The following is an 18,819-nucleotide window of genomic DNA, read 5'->3' as shown; positions in this document are numbered from 1 at the left end:
CAGGAGATCGCCGGTTCGATCCCGGTCGGGACCGCCATACATACGATTCTTAAAACGAAACAAAAAATTGTTTCGTTTTTTTTATTATTTTTTTAATGAGTAATATATAATTAGACCTTATTTGTAAGATTATTAATTTTAACGATTATAACTGTTTAAAACAGAATCTGACACAGGCAAAGACTGCTCAACTCAATTTTAATTGGGAAGAAGGTTGAAATCACAAGGAGCCTATGCGACTAGAAGACACTGATTATGTCCTGCTAAAAGCAAGAGACGTAACAAAATAGATGAATACAACCTAAATATAAATTTCAATAATTTATTTAAACTATTCAAAAGAATAATACTGTTTGACATCCGCTTAATGTTTTGAAATGATATAATATGGCAAAGTTAGAAATAGACGAGTTAGAATTTTGGTGGTGAAGTAATTGGAAATTGTTTTACATACAAATACTGAGGAAGAAACTCAAGAAATTGCATTTTTTCTCGGACAACTAGTACAACAAAAAGATGTAATATTATTAGAAGGAGATCTTGGTGCTGGAAAGACAACCTTTACAAAAGGATTTGCTAAAGGTCTTGATATAAAAAGAACTGTTAATAGCCCAACTTTTAATATTATTAAAGAATATAAAGGGAGAATCCCTCTATATCATATGGATGTTTATCGTTTAGAAGGCAGTAGTGAAGATTTAGGCTTTGATGAGTATTTTATGGGTGAAGGTGTTTGTGTTGTAGAATGGGCTCATTTAATTTCAGATTACTTACCAAATGAATTCTTAAAAATCATAATAACTCATGAAGAAAATGGTAGAATGATTACTTTTATTCCATGTGGATCTAGGTATGAATTTATTTGTAAGGAGTTAATAAACAATGACCGTTTTAGCAATTGATACATCTACAAATGTTATGGGGATTAGTCTAATAAAAGATCATTCTGTTATTGGAGAAACGATAACATTTATTAATAAAAACCATTCTGTACGATTAATGCCAGCAATTAGTACTTTAATGGAAGAATGCAATATAAAACCAAAGGAACTATCTAAAATAGTAGTTGCAAAAGGGCCAGGCTCTTATACAGGTGTACGTATTGGTGTCACTGTGGCTAAATCATTAGCTTTCACTTTAAATATTCCAATTATCGGTGTATCAAGTTTGAAGGTATTGGCTGCTAACGGGCGATATTTTAATGGATTAGTTTGCCCAATATTTGACGCAAGACGTAATTTATTATTTACAGGTCTTTATGATTTTAGAGGGCAGGTAACTAATGCTGTATTAGAAGACTGCAATATTGACCGCAGTGTCTGGATTGAAAAGCTTAAATCTTATAATGAACAAATCTTATTTATTGGTAATGATGTATCAATTCATAAAGAATTTATTATTGAGCATTTAAAAGATAAAGCTGTCTTTGCAAAAGAAAGTTTGAATAACCAAAGACCAAGTGAACTGTTTACATGTAGCTTAGAAGAAAAAGAAGAATCAGTTCATAATTTTGCACCAGAATATTTAAGATTATCAGAAGCAGAAGCTAATTGGCTAGCAAGCCAAGAAAAGTAGGAGGATATTATGATCTCATCGGTTGCTTTTCGTAAAATGAAAGAAGAAGATTTAGATCAAATAGTAGAAATTGAAAAACAATCATTCCCTACACCATGGACATATGAAGCTTTTTATAATGAATTATATTCAAATCAATTTGCCAATTATATAGTGGCTGAAGTTGATGAGAAAATAATTGGTTATTGTGGATTATGGGTGGTCATTGACGAGGGACATATTACAAATATAGCTATTTTGCCAGATTATAGGGGAGTAGGTCTTGGCGAAAAGTTACTTCGCGCGGTAATGGAAACTGCTAAAAATCTTGGAGCCGATACATTAACATTAGAAGTAAGGGTATCAAATCATGTAGCAAAAGGACTGTATCGAAAGCTGGGATTCCAAGATGGTGGTATTCGAAAAAGCTATTATACAGATAATTTTGAGGATGCATTAGTTATGTGGGTGAATTTGAAATGATAAATGAAAATTGTTTAATTCTTGCTATAGAGACAAGCTGTGATGAAACTTCAGCAGCAGTTGTTAAAAATGGAAATGAAATTTTAAGTAACGTAGTAGCTACTCAGATAGATATTCATAAACGTTTTGGTGGAGTTGTACCTGAAGTAGCATCACGATTACATGTTGAGCAAATAACTTTGGTAATCGAAGAAGCAATGAAGCAAGCACAGGTAGAATATAAAGATTTAGCTGCTGTTGCTGTTACAGAAGGTCCAGGACTTGTAGGAGCGTTACTAATTGGGGTAAATGCGGCAAAAGCAATTGCATTTGCACATGGATTACCGCTTATAGGAGTTCACCACATTGCTGGTCATATTTATGCTAATCAACTAGTACAGCCTTTACAATATCCACTATTAGCCTTAGTAGTTTCTGGTGGACATACGGAGCTTGTCTACATGAAGGAAGATGGCATTTTTGAGGTTATAGGTGAAACAAGGGATGATGCAGCAGGGGAAGCTTATGATAAGGTCGCTAGAACACTTAAATTACCATATCCAGGTGGTCCTCACATTGATCGACTAGCACAAGAAGGAACTGCAACTATTCCTTTTCCTAGAGCATGGTTAGAAGAGGGTAGCTATGATTTTAGTTTTAGTGGATTAAAGTCAGCAGTCATTAATTATATGCATAATGCTGAGCAAAGAGGCGAGGAAGTATCACCAGCTAATGTCGCAGCAAGCTTCCAAGAGAGTGTAATTGAAGTAATTGTTTCAAAAACAATTCAAGCTGCAAAAGAATATAACGTAAAACAAGTTTTATTAGCCGGAGGAGTGGCAGCTAATAAAGGGTTGAGAGCTACATTACAAAAAGAGATGAATGCTTTGAGTAATATAGAATTAGTTATACCACCACTGTCACTTTGTACTGATAATGCTGCAATGATTGGTGCGGCTGCATTTATCCGATTAAAACAAGGAAAACTAGGTAATTTGGCATTAAACGGGAATCCAGGTTTGGATTTAGAGAATATGTAAGAAGTACTTATTCACAATTTTTTTATAAAATGTGGATAAGTACTTTTTATTTGTTAAAAACTTATTAAACTATGTGTACAAAATTGTGTATAACATTACTGTTTTTCTGTGGATAATGTGTATAAACCTGTGTAAAAGCTAAATTATAATTGAATATATGTGGATAAATATGTAGATAAGAAAAAACGGATAGCAAAAAGCATATCCGTTTAGTCAATTATTCTTGTAAGTTCTCCCATTCCTCCATTAGGTCTATTAACTTAGCTTCAAAATCATTTTTCTTATTTGTTAATTCCTGTACTAATTGAAAATCACCGTAAACCTCTGGCTTACATAATTCTAGCTCGATCGTCTCTATATCTAACTCAAATTGTGATATATTACTTTCAATTTCCTCTATACGGCGCTGAGTTTGACGAAGTTTTTTCTTTAATTCTTTGTCTTGTTGATAATCAGAAATTGGTTGAGAGGATTGTTTAACTTGTACTAATGTAGCTTCTTTTTCTGCTTGTTCTTTTTCAAATGCTTCATTTTTCTTAAATTGGTAATAGTCATAATCACCCAAATAAATTGATAATCCTGCTTTTGCTAGTTCAAAAGTTTTTGTGGATAATCTGTTCATAAAGTAACGATCATGAGAAACAAATAAAATCGTTCCAGGATAATCTAATAAAGCATTTTCTAACACTTCTTTACTATCTAAATCTAAGTGGTTAGTAGGCTCATCTAGAATTAGGAAATTAGCTTTTTTCATCATTAGCTTAGCTAATGCTAATCTTGCCTTTTCTCCACCACTTAAAGAGGTAACAATTTTTGTCACATCATCTCCAGAAAATAAAAAATTCCCTAATATTGTTCGAATTTCTTGTTCGGCCTTTAATGGATAATCATCCCAAAGTTCGTCTAATACTCTCTTGTTAGAAGTTAGTTTTGCTTGCTCTTGATCATAGTAACCAACCGAAACATTTGCACCAAAATCAATCGTTCCTTGTAATTTTTCTAAATCTCCAATTATCGTTTTGAGTAATGTTGATTTACCAACACCATTTGGACCGACTAATGCGACACTATCGCCTCGATTCAGTACAAATCTCATCGGCTGATCAATTGTTGGGATACGATCATAGCCAATAAATAAATCTTGTACAGACAACACATCATTACCGCTTTGTTTTTCGATTGTAAATGAAAAATTAGCTGAAGACTCGTCTCCAAGTGGCCTATCTAATCGAACCATTCGATCTAATTGTTTTCTTCGACTTTGCGCTCTTTTTGTAGTTGAAGCACGCGCAATATTACGCTGTACAAAATCTTCAAGTTTAGAGATTTCCTCTTGTTGTTTTTCGAACTGTTTTAACTCTTGTTCATATTGAGCAGCCTTTAGATCAAGGTACTTACTATAATTACCAACAAATCGTTGATGCTTATGATTAGATATTTCATAAACAATATTAACAACTTGATCAAGGAAATAACGATCGTGGGAAACGATTAATACTGCACCAGGATATGACTGTAAGTAGCGCTCTAACCAACTAAGAGTGTCAATATCCAAATGGTTCGTAGGCTCATCCAGGATTAACAAATCAGGCTTCGTCAATAATAGCTTACCTAAAGCCAGTCTTGTCTTTTGTCCACCACTTAACGAAGAAATTTTTGTTTCGTAATCTTCATTACTAAAACCTAAACCACTAATAATTGAACGAATATCTGCTTCAAACTGATAACCACCGTTTTCTTTGAATGTATATTGAAGATGATCATATTCATTCATAACCTTGTCATAAACGGCTTGATTAGAGTAGACATCCTCTCTAGTCATTTTAACTTCTAATTTTCTCATATTGTCCTGCATCTCTACTAAATGATTGAATACAGAATAATATTCTTCCCAAATCGTTTTATCGCTTTGTAAACCAGAGTTTTGGGCTAGGTAGCCTACAGTAACGTCTTTAGGTTTATTTATTTCACCGCCATCATAGGAAATTTCACCCGCTATTATTTTCAATAATGTAGATTTTCCAGCACCATTACGTCCAACAATGGCAACTCGATCGCTCGTTTGAACTTCTAATTTTATATTTGAAAGTATAATGTCACTACCAAAATACTTTGAGACATTATTTACTTGTAAAAGAATCATGGATAACACCTCATTGCAAAATTTTTTATCTATGTAACTGTAGACTGTCAAAATTCTTAAATATAGTGTATATTTTACATTAGAACAAGTACTTTATTACTAAAATAAAGTCAAATTACACACCATAGTAAAAAGAATTACAGTAAGTGGGGGAATAAAAATGGATTCGGAACAAATTAAAATTCCACAAGCTACTGCTAAACGTCTACCTTTATATTACCGTTTTATAAAGAATTTGTCTTTATCAGGTAAACAAAGAGTTTCTTCAGCAGAGTTAAGTGAAGCAGTAAAGGTAGATTCCGCTACAATCAGAAGAGATTTTTCTTATTTTGGAGCACTTGGTAAAAAAGGTTATGGCTATAACGTAAATTATTTATTAACTTTTTTCTCGAAAGCGCTTAACCAACATGAAGTTATGAAAGTTGCATTAATTGGTGTTGGTAATTTAGGAACTGCATTCTTACACTATAACTTTATAAAAAATAATAATACAAAAATTGAGATGGCATTTGATATTGATCCTAATAAAATTGGTACTGAAATAGGTGGAGTACCCGTTTATAATCTGGATAATCTAGAGGAAGTTATGAATGAAGAGATTCAAATCGTTATTTTAACTGTTCCTGCACCTGTAGCACAATCAATAGCTGATCGATTAAATGGAAAAAATATTAGAGGAATTTTAAATTTCACACCTGCACGAATTAGTGTACCAGAACATATTCGCATTCATCATATAGACCTAGCAGTTGAACTGCAAACATTGGCATATTTTTTACAACAATAAATTCATATTAAAATAAAAACCCCCAAAAAATTGGGGGTTTTTAATGTAAATTGATCTGCTGAAAAACTACAAAAGAGTTCATTAACATATGTGTTAAGATTGGAACCATAATTGAGTTTGTTCGTTTATACAGGTAACAAAATACAAAACCGATTAGAAAGTAAGATAAAAAGAAAGGCAAGTCTCCGTGCATAATCGAAAATATCGCTGAACTAATCCCAGCAGAAATAATAAATGGCAAACGATTATAAAGCCTTTTGAAAATGATTCCACGAAAAATAATCTCTTCTAAAATTGGTGCAACTAGACTTGGAATGATAATAAAAGCCGGGTTAAGCTTAGCGATGTTTATGATATTTTGAGTATTTTCTGAGCCCTTATGTAAATCAAATACATAAATTAAAATTATATTACAAACAATTTGAGTTAGCATTGTGATGAAGTAACCTAAAACAACCCAATTTATTATTGTACGATAATTATCTTTCAGATTCTTTATTCCTTCATAAATGGGCTTATGTAATAAGATAAGTATAATAATTAATCCAGTTACGAAACTAATACAACCCCATAATGCCACTGCTTCAAGAGAAGCTGTTTTCTGATCCACTCCAACGTATAAGTTACTATTTAATAAATAGGGCACCCCAAATACCGCTGAATATTGAAGAACGACATACGTTAATAAAATCCATAAATCTCTAGTTTTCAATATGATAGCTCCTTTGTGTTGATATTTTTCATAACCAAAAGGTTTATAACAACACGTACATTATTTTACTCGTTTCTCTTGTTTCTTAAAAGAAATTTTCACTTTTTATTTTACTTTTGATTGTAAAGAAAAAAACTTATTAAATTTCGACAAGAAAAGTGCCTGCTTCGGGCTTGCAAAATTTTTTGATATTATTTAAACTAATAATTGTGTTAGCACTCAATATACATGAGTGCTAAAAAATAATGATTTGATTATTGAGGAGGTATTACACATGTTAAAGCCATTAGGTGATCGTGTTGTAATTGAGCTTGTTGAGTCTGAAGAAAAAACTGCTAGTGGTATCGTGTTACCAGGTAGTGCACAAGAAAAGCCACAAGAAGGCAAAGTTGTTGCAGTAGGTACTGGCCGAGTACTTGAAAATGGTGAGCGCGTTGCTTTAGAAGTATCTGTAGGTGACCGCATTATCTTCTCTAAATATTCAGGGACAGAAGTTAAGTACGGTGGTACTGAATACTTAGTACTTCGCGAAAACGATATACTTGCAATCATAGGTTAATAAAATAAAAATACTTAAATTAAAAAATATATTTTTTATATTATAAGGAGGTCATTTTCATGGCAAAGGACATTAGATTTGGTGAAGAAGCACGTCGCGCAATGTTACGTGGTGTAGACGCTTTAGCTGATGCTGTAAAAGTAACATTAGGACCAAAAGGACGTAACGTAGTTCTTGAGAAAAAATTCGGTTCTCCGTTAATTACAAATGATGGTGTTACAATCGCAAAAGAAATCGAATTAGAAGATGCATTTGAAAATATGGGTGCAAAATTAGTGGCAGAAGTTGCTAGCAAAACGAATGATGTTGCTGGGGACGGTACAACAACTGCGACAGTTTTAGCTCAAGCTATGATTCGTGAGGGTCTTAAAAACGTAACTGCTGGTGCAAACCCAATGGGTATCCGTAAAGGTATCGAAAAAGCAGTTGCTGTAGCAATTGAAGAATTAAAAACAATCTCTAAACCAATTGAAGGTAAAGAGTCAATCGCACAAGTTGCTGCAATTTCTTCAGCGGATCCAGAAGTTGGACAATTAATTGCTGAAGCAATGGAGCGCGTTGGTAATGATGGAGTTATTACTCTTGAAGAATCAAAAGGTTTCACAACTGAGTTAGAAGTAGTAGAAGGTATGCAATTTGACCGTGGATACTCTTCTCCTTACATGGTTACAAATTCAGAGAAAATGGTTGCTGAATTAGAAAATCCATATATTTTAATCACAGATAAAAAAGTAACAAACATTCAAGAAATCCTACCAGTACTTGAGCAAGTTGTTCAACAAGGTAAGCCACTATTAATCATTGCTGAAGATGTTGAAGGTGAAGCACAAGCAACAATCATCGTAAATAAATTACGTGGTACTTTCAATGCAGTTACTGTTAAAGCTCCTGGCTTCGGTGACCGTCGTAAAGCAATGTTAGAAGATATCGCGATCTTAACTGGTGGTGAAGTGATTACAGAAGAATTAGGATTAGATCTTAAAACAACTAACATCACTCAATTAGGTCGTGCTTCAAAAGTTGTAGTAACAAAAGAAAACACTACAATCGTTGAAGGTGCTGGTGAAACTGAAGCAATCCAAAGACGTATCGGCGTAATCCGTGCTCAATTAGAAGAAACTACTTCTGAATTTGATCGCGAAAAATTACAAGAGCGTTTAGCTAAATTAGCTGGTGGTGTAGCAGTAATCAAAGTTGGTGCTGCAACTGAAACTGAATTAAAAGAACGTAAATTACGTATTGAAGATGCATTAAACTCTACACGTGCTGCAGTTGAAGAAGGTATTGTAGCTGGTGGTGGTACTGCATTAATGAGCGTATATAATAAAGTAGCTGCAATCGAAGCAGAAGGTGACGTAGCAACAGGTATCAACATCGTATTACGTGCACTTGAAGCTCCAGTGCGTCAAATCGCTACAAATGCTGGTCTAGAAGGATCAGTAATTATTGAGAAATTAAAAAGTGCGGAAGTTGGCGTTGGTTTCAATGCTGCTAACGGACAATGGGTAAACATGATCGAAGAAGGTATCGTTGACCCAACTAAAGTTACACGTTCTGCACTTCAAAACGCAGCATCTGTTTCAGCTATGTTCTTAACAACTGAAGCAGTAGTAGCTGACATCCCTGAGAAAAATGCTCCAGCAATGCCTGACATGGGCGGCATGGGCATGGGCGGCATGATGTAAGGGATTACCCCCTTCATCTTGATAAATAGTTAATGCTATTTTTCGCCTAATGTGAGAACTAGTCACGTTAATAAATTAATTCTAAAGAATAGACTACTTCCTAAAAACTAGGAGGTAGTCTTTTTATGTTATTGAAATTTGGGTATCAAGACTTTTTAGATGACAGACGTTTTAAAAACACTACGGAGACAAACATTAAAAATTATCAAAGATTACTTTGTGAATTTGTTAATTATTGTATCAAGGGTGAAGTAGGAAACGTTGAACTCCCTAATATTACATAATCTCTTTCCGTATGGAGTGTGCTACTGGACCAACCGTAGCATTGTGAGCAATCGGCAAGAACTAAAGAAAGTATTGGACCAATTAAATGAAGGGGATAAGGTTGTTTACCCTTTTGAACCTCTTGAAGGTTTCGTACAGGCACTATCTTATCTGATAGGTTTAGTTGTCATGCTTGGAGGAGGTTATTGGTAATCATTAGAAATAAGGAAAAAGATTTTTCTTTAATTGAACAAGCAGTAATATATTTCTACATAATAAATGAATGTCCAAAATACCATAAACATTACTAGTTCCTTATACACATTTTAATCAAATTTTAACAAAATAATTTACAAAATATTCTATCAATTATGTCCATTCCCTCAATTTTAAGAAAGAATACTCCGCTAAAAAAATTTTGATTTCGACAAATCATAAATATTTTTCCTAATAATAACTTAAATTTCTATTTTAATATTGTTTAATTGACAAACTTTTTAACCGAAGTTTGCAATGTTTAAGTCTATCGAACTATGCTAAAATCCCCCAATTTACTGTAATTAATGGTGTATGTACAATTCTAATTGTATTTATTTACTCAAAATGGTTAGTTAATTGTAATTCAATTAAATTACTAATCTCATAAAAATAGTGAAATAAATATCAAACTTAAATGGAAAAAGGAGCAATGATAATGGCCAATAGTAAATTGAAGGCATTTAAAGTGATGACTACCGCAGCTGTAGCATCCTTACTTCTTTCATCATTCACAGTTTTTGCGGAAACGAATAACACTTCACGTTTGTCAGATCCAACTACAGACGATGAAGCAGCACAAGCTTTCTTTAAGCAAGCGAGTGAAAAGAGCTGGTTAAAGGACGAACAAACTGATCAAGAGAAGGTAACAGTTGACGAATCCCACAAGCCAGTTGAGTATGCTCCCAACGACTCTGTACGAGTGATTGTGGAAATGATAGGAGAACCTGTGCACGGTGCCAAAGGAAATGAAGCTGAAAAGAAAAAATTAAAGCAAGCTCAACAAGCGTTGATTCAAGAGATGAAAGAAACGAAAAAGCTAAAAGTGAAAGAGCGTCATCACTTTGTGACAGGTATTAATGGTTTCAGTATGGATACAGCGTTCAAAAATATCAAGGAAATCGAAAAATTACCTGGGGTAGCTAGTGTTAAAATTGCACAAAAATATCAACAAACGATGAACTCTAGCCAATCCATGGTACAAGCAAAAAAAGTATGGGAAGAGCTAGGCTACCATGGTGAGGGGATGGTGGTTGCTGTTGTCGATACCGGAGTGGACTATCAACATAAAGATTTCACTATGTCTGACAAAGGAAAAGCGAAAGAGAAGTGGACCGCTAACTCTATCAAAGAAAAATTAGCTGAAACAGCTGTAAATGAACGCTGGTATTCAGATAAAGTACCAACTGGTTACGATTGGGCTGACCAAGATCAAGATGTTTTCCCATATACTACTCCACATGGAATGCATGTAGCAGGAACAATTGGAGCAAATGGGGCCAATGAAGTAGACGGGGTAAAAGGAATTGCACCAGATGTGCAAATTATAGCGGAAAAAGTCTTTTCCGATTACTATACTGGGGCATTTTCAGACGATATAGTGGCTGGAATCAATCATGCGGTTGAAATGGATGCCGATGTCATCAACATAAGCTTAGGGACTGATGCTAGTTTTGTGACTGAAGAAGATCCCGTGCAAAAAGCGGTTCATACTGCTACAGAGCAAGGTGTATTAGTGGTAGCAGCAGGCGGTAACGCATTTTACAGTACAAAAAGTGGATCCAATCGATATACACATCAACCATATGCTCAAAATCCTGATATTGGAGTAGTAGGAGCGCCTGGTTCAAGTCCATTTGCTCTACAAGTAGCCTCTTATGAGAATGATAAAGTCCATATGAACGCACTAACTCTTTCAGATGGTAAAAAGCTTATATACAAAGACCATCCAAGCTATTATTATCAAATGTCAGATGCCTTTACTTATGATAAAGAGATTGAGTTAGTTTATGTAGGCTATGGTAATGCTCAGGATCTCGAAGGAAAAGATGTAGCAGGCAAAATCGTTGTAGCTGAACAAGAATGGGGGGGCAGTGAAGCCTACATTCAAGGGCCTCTTGAACAGAAACAAGCAAAAGGAATTATTATGGTTCCTACAGTGAAAAAAGAAGATTATGGAAAATTAAATTTTTCACCTTGGGGTATTCCAGGAGTTAGTACTAATTTGGCTGAAGGACAAGCCTTGATTCAACGGTTGAAAAATGGTGAAAAGATTACGGCTCAATTTGGGCCGGGAGCCTGGATAGATAATATAAACAAGGGGAAAATGTCTGATTTCTCATCAATTGGAGCACCGCATACTCTTGACTTTAAACCTGAAATCACCGCACCTGGTGGTAAGATTTATTCTACTGTCACTGATAACAGATATGATACGTATAGCGGAACTTCGATGGCTACACCGCATGTGGCGGGTGCAGGAGCTTTGGTGTTACAATCGCTCTACGAAAAAGGCGTCACTAAAGATGCAAATGCTGTTTATAAAGCGAAAACAGCTTTGATGAATACAGCTCAAATCCTAATGGATCCTACAAAAGATAGTAAAATTCCATATTCACCACGTAAACAAGGCTCAGGGATGATGCAGATTGCCAATGCTCTGCAAACACCTGTATTAGTAAAAGATAAGTTTGCTAAGCCAGAAAATGCAGCTGCTGTGGAGTTAAAAGAAATTAAGCAAGATAAAGTGAAATTTATGTTAGAGGTAGAGTCGTTAGCTGATAAAAAATCTCCAGAAGAGATTACCTATGATGTGTATCTAGATCTTTTAACAGATGATACCGAAGAGAAAGAACTTGATTTAGATCGTGATGGGAAAAACGAACGTAAAATGGAAGTATTAAAGCTAAATAGTAAGCGGGTCGAAGGAGCAACAGCGAAGATTAACGGAAAAGATTTTAGCCAAACAACGCCTGCTACCTTTACCGTGAAAAAAGGTCATCTGCAAGATTTAGAGGTGGATATTAAACTTCCAGATGGATTGAAGAAAAATATGTTTGTTGAAGGATTTGTTCGCTTTGTTCCGAGAAATGAAAATCAAGCATCGATTCCGTCTTTATCAATTCCTTATATGGGCTTTTATGGTGACTGGGATCAACCTCAAAATATAGATGCTCCGATGTGGGATAAAAATGCATTTTTACAAGAAACAGGTTTATTTTATTACTGGGGTCAAAAGAACTGGCTTGGTAAACCAGCAACAGCAATTGGTTATGATAAGGTGACAAAAACATTCCAAGAAGAAAGAATGGCAAACTCTCCTTATGCTGCGAATCAAGGTGTTTATTCGGTCTTTACCGCTTTACGCAATTTAAAAAATGTGAACATGTACATTGAAGATGCAGCAGGTAATCGAGTACGTAATCTTGGAGATTTCAGTGAAATAACAGGTGAACCATGGAAATTCAGAAAAAACGTAATGGTAAATAGTAGTGATTTGTTTTATGGTGGATATGGTTGGAATTTGAAATCAGCGGATGGAAAATTTGTTCCAGATGGAAAATATCAATATATTATAGAGAGCACATTAGATTATGAGGGAGCAAGACCACAAACGGTTAAATTCCCAGTTTATGTAGATTCTATTGCACCAAAAGCAGAAAATATTCAAGTCAACAAAACACCAGATAACAAGTATCAGATTAGTTGGGACATGAAGGATAATGCAGGTGGAAGTGGCTTAACAAAATCATATGTTGTGGTTGATGGCAGTATGAAAGCTATTACTCCAACACAAACGTCCTTATTAGTAAATACAGAACCTAAAAGTGTAGTCGTAATGCCATGGGATTGGGCAGGTAATATCGGTTATGGAATATACGGAGATCGCTCATATATGAAAGAAAATTTATTAGTCTCAGTGTTAGATGTAGATGCAAGACCATTATCCCCACAAACTCCAGGTCATATTTTGGGAGTAGGCTTGAAGAAATTGAACTGGAAATTTACAATCGAAGATCCTGAAGGAAAAGTAATTGATACTTGGACAGAATTAAACACAGAGTATGCATATAAAATTTGGACTCCATCAGCTGATCTTTCTATTGGGAAATATAAAGTAACGTGTGAAGTTGAAGATGAAACTGGTTTAAAAATCAATACAAGATCATATTATATGAATGTAGTTAAACCTTAAAAAACGAAATAAAAAAAAAAAACCTCAATCCTTTATTATGGTATTAGAAGGGTTGAGGTTTTATTATGTACGAATTCGGGATGTTTCATGTAAATATAATGATGTAATCTCTGACCACGAAACAAATAGAAGGGTTTAACATTTAATTTATAAATAAACATGAAAAAGCCTGCTTTATCAGGCTTTTTAAGAAATACTATTTAATAAAAAATGAAAGAGCGTAAAAAATACGGACTTAAAGGTACCAAATTTATCTTGGCATTAAGCACCTTAATAATAAAATTGTGGTCACGTAATGGTCACGAAACATATTATTTTAAAGCATCCACGTGTTGTTTTTAACCGTTTTCAAAATGTAATATTTATAATGAAAAACTAGTTAACCTCTAAATGCTTAGATATAGCAATAGGGTTTTTATTTTGACTAAAAATCATTTTTTTGCAACGATCTTTAATAGAATCTATTCTATTTGCCCAATTATAATAGTTCGAAATAGTTGAAATTTCGACATTTAAATAATATTTTTCTCCGAAATTCAACAATTTCACTATCAAAAAGACTTTAAACAACAATTTCTATTATAAAAAGTCAATCGGAATAGGCTAAATTTCATACATATAATATCTTAAAATTCCCCCAATTTACAATATTCTTAATTATGTAATAATTATTTGAGTGTGGGTAAATGAAAAACTAAATTCATTGCGATCTATTAAATACCGTTTAGTTATTCATTGGTACTTACATCTGTAATTAGGAGATTTGGAGGGAAAATAAGTGAGTAATAAAGCCAAAAAAAGTAGGATTGTAAAAAGCTTAGCGGTAGCAACTCTATCATCCAGTTTTATTCTAGGTTGTGTTGGTCAGGGGCCAACTATTACGAAAGCCGTTAGTTATTCAAATGCGGAGAATTTGCTTGCGAATTTAACATCAGAACAAAGAGCGGCTCTTCAACAACTGTCTACGAATGAAACAACTGGACTGCAAATTTCTTCAGATACTGACTTAAATTCGACCAAACAAACAACTGTTATTGTTGAATTTGCCAATAAGCCTGCTAAAGTGGCCAAAATAGAGGCAGGTTTAAAAGGTCAAGAACTATCCGAGAACGAAGCAAGTGATTTAATTCAAAAGGATCATGATACGTTCACTCAGGATTTAGGGCAAATTTTAACAGACGATCAAAATAACGTAGTGGATTATAAGATTCATCATTCCTATAAACATGCATTTAATGGTGTTTCGATGAGTCTACCAGCTAACCAAATTAAGAATCTAATAAAATCAAAAGTAGTAAAATCAGTATGGAGCAATGAAGTATTTTCAATTGATCCTCCTGCCGCTGAAGATGTGCAGTTAAAAGTGGATGAAGCAAATGTTCCAAATTACGCACCTTACAATGGACTTGAACGCCTACATGCAGAAGGCTTTACAGGGAAAGGCATCAAGATAGGGATACTCGATACAGGAATGGATTACAACCATCCTGACCTTAAGGATGCCTATAAAGGTGGCTATGATTTTGTTGATGATGATAATGATCCGATGGAAACTACGTATGCCGATTGGAAAAAATCAGGAAAACCAGAATTAAATAGTGGTATTCCTTACTATACAGAGCATGGTACACATGTTGCCGGTATTATTGCTGGTAGAGGTGTGGCCGATAGTGAATATAAAACAGTAGGCGCTGCACCGGAAGCGGATCTTTATTCGTATCGAGTGCTTGGAGCTTATGGTTCTGGTACAACAGATACCATCATTGCCGGACTTGATCGCGCTGTTAGCGATGGGATGAATGTTCTTAATTTGTCATTAGGAGGTTCGATAAATGATCCTCTTTATGCAACATCCATTGCTGTCAACAATGCTGTTTTAAGTGGTGTAACGACTGTGGTTGCGGCAGGAAATAGTGGAGACAAAATGTATACACTTGGTTCACCTGGGGCTGCGGCATTGGCGTTAACCGTTGGTGCATCTACTATTCCTCTTGATGTTTTCCAATTTTCTGGAGTGCAAAATGGAGTAAATTATACATTAAGACAGCTTGCAAGAAACTATAAAGATGATTTGACGCAGTTAAAAGGGAAAACCTATACGCTTGTTGATGCAGGACTTGGTAGACCAACTGATTTTACTGGGAAACCTATTAGTGGAAATATCGCCTTCATTAAGCGTGGTTCGATTGCTTTACTTGATAAAATCAAAAACGCAAAAGCTAAAGGTGCAATTGGCGTATTGATGTATAATGATGAATTGAACAGTGCAGAAGGTGCAATCCAGCCATTTATCGGTGAATCAGTTGATGCGGTTCCTTCATTCTCTGTAAGTAACTCGGAAGGACAAGCCATTTTAACAGCCATAAAAGCTGGTAAAAACACAATTACATTTGGTGATTATACAAAGACACAAACTAGTGGCGGTGAATTAGCTGCATTCAGTTCAAGAGGTCCTTCACGTGTTAATTATGATATTAAACCAGAAGTAGTCGCACCGGGAGCTGCCATTCTTTCGACTGTGCCATTTTATATAAATGACAAAACGCTCGATGGATCAAAACCTGAGGACTATAAATATTCATATGCACGTTTATCAGGTACGTCGATGGCTACACCTTATGTGGCAGGTGTATCAGCGCTATTATTACAAGCAAATAGCAAACTTGAACCAGCGGACATTAAATCGATATTAATGAATACGGCTGATCCTCTAACAAAAAATTACAGTGTATTCGAAATCGGTAGTGGACAGGTGGATGCATATGAGGCGCTTCACTCAAATGTAGAGCTACAGGTAGACGATCGCACAACAAATCTTAATCATAAAGATAAAGAAAAAACAATTAGAGAATTAACAGGTGGAATTAGCTTCGGATCATTTGGGTTTGACAACCAAGACATTTCAGATGATAGAAATATCATTTTAAAAAATAGCAGTGAAAAAGCAAAAACATTTAGTGTCAATGTAAAATTCCAAAGCGGATTAAGAGGTTCATTGGATGCAGCTTTAAACAATGTAACATTAGATGGACCAACTTTAGTTAATATTGAAGGTAATAGCCAGCGCGTTATCAAGTATAACTTGACTATTCCAAAAACAGCTGCAAAAGGAACATATGAGGGATATATCGTATTTACCAATGATGAAGATCCGACTGAAACGTACCAAATTCCTTTCGGTGGACGAGTTGTATACGAAGGAATTGACTCATTTACGATTATTAATCCAATGTTTTCTGGTGATACAGCTTGGTCACAAAATGCACTGACATCTATGGGATATAACTTCTCATTAAAGTCCCATATGAAGACGTTAGATGTAGTATTACAAGATGGAACAACAGGTGAAGATCTTGGTTCACTTGGTTCTTTCAATCCTTTAGCATTTAATGAAAACCAGGTTTATACTAATTCTCTTGGATTCAATGGGGCTTACTATCCGTTCACAGGTGACTCGAAAAATCCTGTTAGTGATCAATTTGTCCTTGCGAAAACGGGTAAACATTATAAAATAAAACTGATTGGAACGAATCAGGAAGGGAAAACATTCACTAAGGTTGCCGATTTCATGTACGAGGTTAGCGCACCAACGATGACTTCCAGCCTTGATTCGTTAGATCAAAAGGTAATTGAATATAATGATAGTCAGTTTGATGCAAAAGGACAATTTTTATATGACTTTAATATAAAAGTTCATGATCCTGAAATAGATGAGGCCAATCGCTTAGGTATTCCTGTGGATCAATCAAGCAATGCAGTGGTTTCATTTTACAATGGACCATTCCCATACGATCCACTGTACACGGATAAAGATGGAAATTACAAAGAAAATCAAATCCTAGTTACAAAGCAAGCGACGCCTTTAAAAGTTCAGTTCTATGCAATGGATGCGGCTAGAAACTTTACGGCAGATGCTGGGGTAATGCTGCGAGTAGCTTTTGTAAATGATACTTACCCGTATTATTACTTAAAAGCGAATAAACAAGCGATTTCGACTGGAGATACAGTCAATTATTCGGTTCGTTCCAATAATATTAAAAACTTAAAAACAGCAAAGATGACGATTCCAGTCGTGAAAGACAATGGAGAGTATGCAACGATTAAAAATGTCGTTGTTAGCGATACAGTTAAACAATATGGTGATTCACAGGTTTCTGTATCAACCACATCCGATACTAATTTTACGTACTATACGATTACCTTTACTTATTTAGGAACGCAATCTTTACCTGAAGATATGCAGTTAGTTAATTTCGACTTACAAACGTCAAACATGTATTCCAAAACCACGCCTGTCAACTGGTTTATGAATGAAATGAAAGGGACGACCATTGATCAGTCAGGTGTAACAAAAAACAATATTTATACGTTTATGGAGTCGTTTAAACTAAAACCAACTTTTTCAAGGTTAGAGGGTTCCTTACAATTTGAAGGAATGTTTAATCCTTTAACAGGCCAAAAGAATCTCGCATTAGACCATAGAACAATTGGTGCAAAAGTAACGGTCACTTCTTATGATGGAAAAACAGTTGTGGATGCTCCAATTATCAACAAGTCTGGTAGTTATAATGCTGATGGTATAAAACCTTCTAAAGATCCTTATACCATTAAGATGGATGTGCCAGGTCACTTTACGATGTATCGATCATTAGTTTTATCGTATGAAGATCGAGGAGAAACAATTGGAAGAAGAATGGCATTTGTATTGAAAACAGTAACAGCTGGAGATGTGAATAAAGATGACGTCATTGATGTGCTAGATGCCATCGAGATGCAAAAAAATTGGGGAACGAAAACAGTCGGCTCCGATTTGAACTTCGACGGAACTGTCGATAAAAAGGATATGGACTATATCATTAACAACTATGGCCTACAAAATCCTTCCGTTTCCGATGCTCCAAAAGCCCAAAACACTTATAAGGGTATTACGTTGGATACGGTGTTAAGTCAGTTAGGATTAAAATAAACGGATTATAATGAGTAGAAGGGACAAAGGGTAGCTACCTTTGTCCCTTTAAATTATGATGATACCCGACACTGGTATAAAATAAAGTTCTATCTTTAAGCATTAAATTTATTGACCACGAAACAAATAGAATCCTTTATTATAATAATATTTTAGTGGAAATACTTATCAAACGCGCCGTGATAAGGATTACTTTGTTTCATGTTTCTTCATATTTTATCATTCGAGTATTTACTATTGGAGTAGTCGATAATGAGAATAACTAAACTAATCCTTTTAAACCGGTAATAGAATAGAGGTATTTGATTAAATAAGACTTAGGCTTGATTGACTAAATATTGTTTAAATATGTATAGTAAATTTAATAAAAGCAGAAAACCTAAGATGCGATATTACGAAAATATCAAATAATTTTT

11 protein-coding genes are annotated in these 18,819 nt (G+C 34.7%); 9 read left to right on the top strand and 2 right to left on the bottom strand.

Annotated features, from left to right (window positions below):
- Window positions 1-434: 434 nt before the first annotated feature.
- The 4 genes from tsaE to tsaD are packed head-to-tail and all read left to right on the top strand — an operon-like array spanning window position 435 to window position 3,056.
- Complete coding sequence (gene tsaE, locus EP747_RS23235; RefSeq protein ID WP_129692360.1) at window positions 435-902, top strand: tRNA (adenosine(37)-N6)-threonylcarbamoyltransferase complex ATPase subunit type 1 TsaE; 468 nt, start codon at window positions 435-437, stop codon at window positions 900-902.
- Window positions 883-1,575, top strand: a complete 693-nt coding sequence (gene tsaB, locus EP747_RS23230) for a tRNA (adenosine(37)-N6)-threonylcarbamoyltransferase complex dimerization subunit type 1 TsaB (RefSeq protein ID WP_129692359.1) — start codon at window positions 883-885, stop codon at window positions 1,573-1,575. Before tsaE ends, tsaB begins: the two co-directional genes overlap by 20 nt.
- Window positions 1,576-1,584: 9 nt before the next feature.
- Window positions 1,585-2,037, top strand: a complete 453-nt coding sequence (rimI, locus tag EP747_RS23225; RefSeq protein ID WP_129692358.1) for a ribosomal protein S18-alanine N-acetyltransferase — start codon at window positions 1,585-1,587, stop codon at window positions 2,035-2,037.
- Complete coding sequence (gene tsaD, locus EP747_RS23220; RefSeq protein WP_419179342.1) at window positions 2,034-3,056, top strand: tRNA (adenosine(37)-N6)-threonylcarbamoyltransferase complex transferase subunit TsaD; 1,023 nt, start codon at window positions 2,034-2,036, stop codon at window positions 3,054-3,056. Before rimI ends, tsaD begins: the two co-directional genes overlap by 4 nt.
- 217 nt (window positions 3,057-3,273) lie before the next feature.
- Here tsaD and EP747_RS23215 read toward each other — a convergent pair whose 3' ends face one another.
- Window positions 3,274-5,199, bottom strand: a complete 1,926-nt coding sequence (locus tag EP747_RS23215) for an ABC-F family ATP-binding cassette domain-containing protein (RefSeq protein WP_129692357.1) — start codon at window positions 5,197-5,199, stop codon at window positions 3,274-3,276.
- A gap of 160 nt (window positions 5,200-5,359) precedes the next feature.
- Here EP747_RS23215 and EP747_RS23210 point away from each other — a divergent pair, with 160 nt between their 5' ends.
- Window positions 5,360-5,986 (top strand): redox-sensing transcriptional repressor Rex, encoded by a 627-nt coding sequence (locus EP747_RS23210; RefSeq protein WP_129692356.1) that lies wholly within the window; start codon window positions 5,360-5,362, stop codon window positions 5,984-5,986.
- 40 nt (window positions 5,987-6,026) lie between these two features.
- On the opposite strand, the gene EP747_RS23205 is transcribed toward EP747_RS23210, so the two are convergent.
- Window positions 6,027-6,698, bottom strand: coding sequence for a CPBP family intramembrane glutamic endopeptidase (locus EP747_RS23205; RefSeq protein WP_129692355.1), 672 nt, complete (start codon window positions 6,696-6,698; stop codon window positions 6,027-6,029).
- Window positions 6,699-6,972: 274 nt separating this feature from the next.
- Between EP747_RS23205 and groES the strand changes: the two genes are divergently transcribed.
- The 4 genes from groES (at window position 6,973) to EP747_RS23185 (ending at window position 18,403) form a co-directional block, all read left to right on the top strand.
- Window positions 6,973-7,257 (top strand): co-chaperone GroES, encoded by a 285-nt coding sequence (groES, locus tag EP747_RS23200; RefSeq protein ID WP_025672094.1) that lies wholly within the window; start codon window positions 6,973-6,975, stop codon window positions 7,255-7,257.
- A 59-nt stretch (window positions 7,258-7,316) separates the two neighbouring features.
- Window positions 7,317-8,942 (top strand): chaperonin GroEL, encoded by a 1,626-nt coding sequence (groL, locus tag EP747_RS23195; RefSeq protein WP_069033993.1) that lies wholly within the window; start codon window positions 7,317-7,319, stop codon window positions 8,940-8,942.
- Between the two features lie 958 nt (window positions 8,943-9,900).
- Window positions 9,901-13,437 (top strand): S8 family serine peptidase, encoded by a 3,537-nt coding sequence (locus EP747_RS23190; protein ID WP_165347263.1) that lies wholly within the window; start codon window positions 9,901-9,903, stop codon window positions 13,435-13,437.
- Window positions 13,438-14,215: 778 nt separating this feature from the next.
- Window positions 14,216-18,403 (top strand): S8 family serine peptidase, encoded by a 4,188-nt coding sequence (locus tag EP747_RS23185; protein WP_129692353.1) that lies wholly within the window; start codon window positions 14,216-14,218, stop codon window positions 18,401-18,403.
- Window positions 18,404-18,819: the final 416 nt, after the last annotated feature.

This window comes from Gottfriedia acidiceleris, assembly GCF_004138285.1.
GTDB lineage: Bacteria > Bacillota > Bacilli > Bacillales > Bacillaceae_G > Gottfriedia > Gottfriedia acidiceleris_A.
This window is presented reverse-complemented; position numbering and strand designations above follow the sequence as displayed.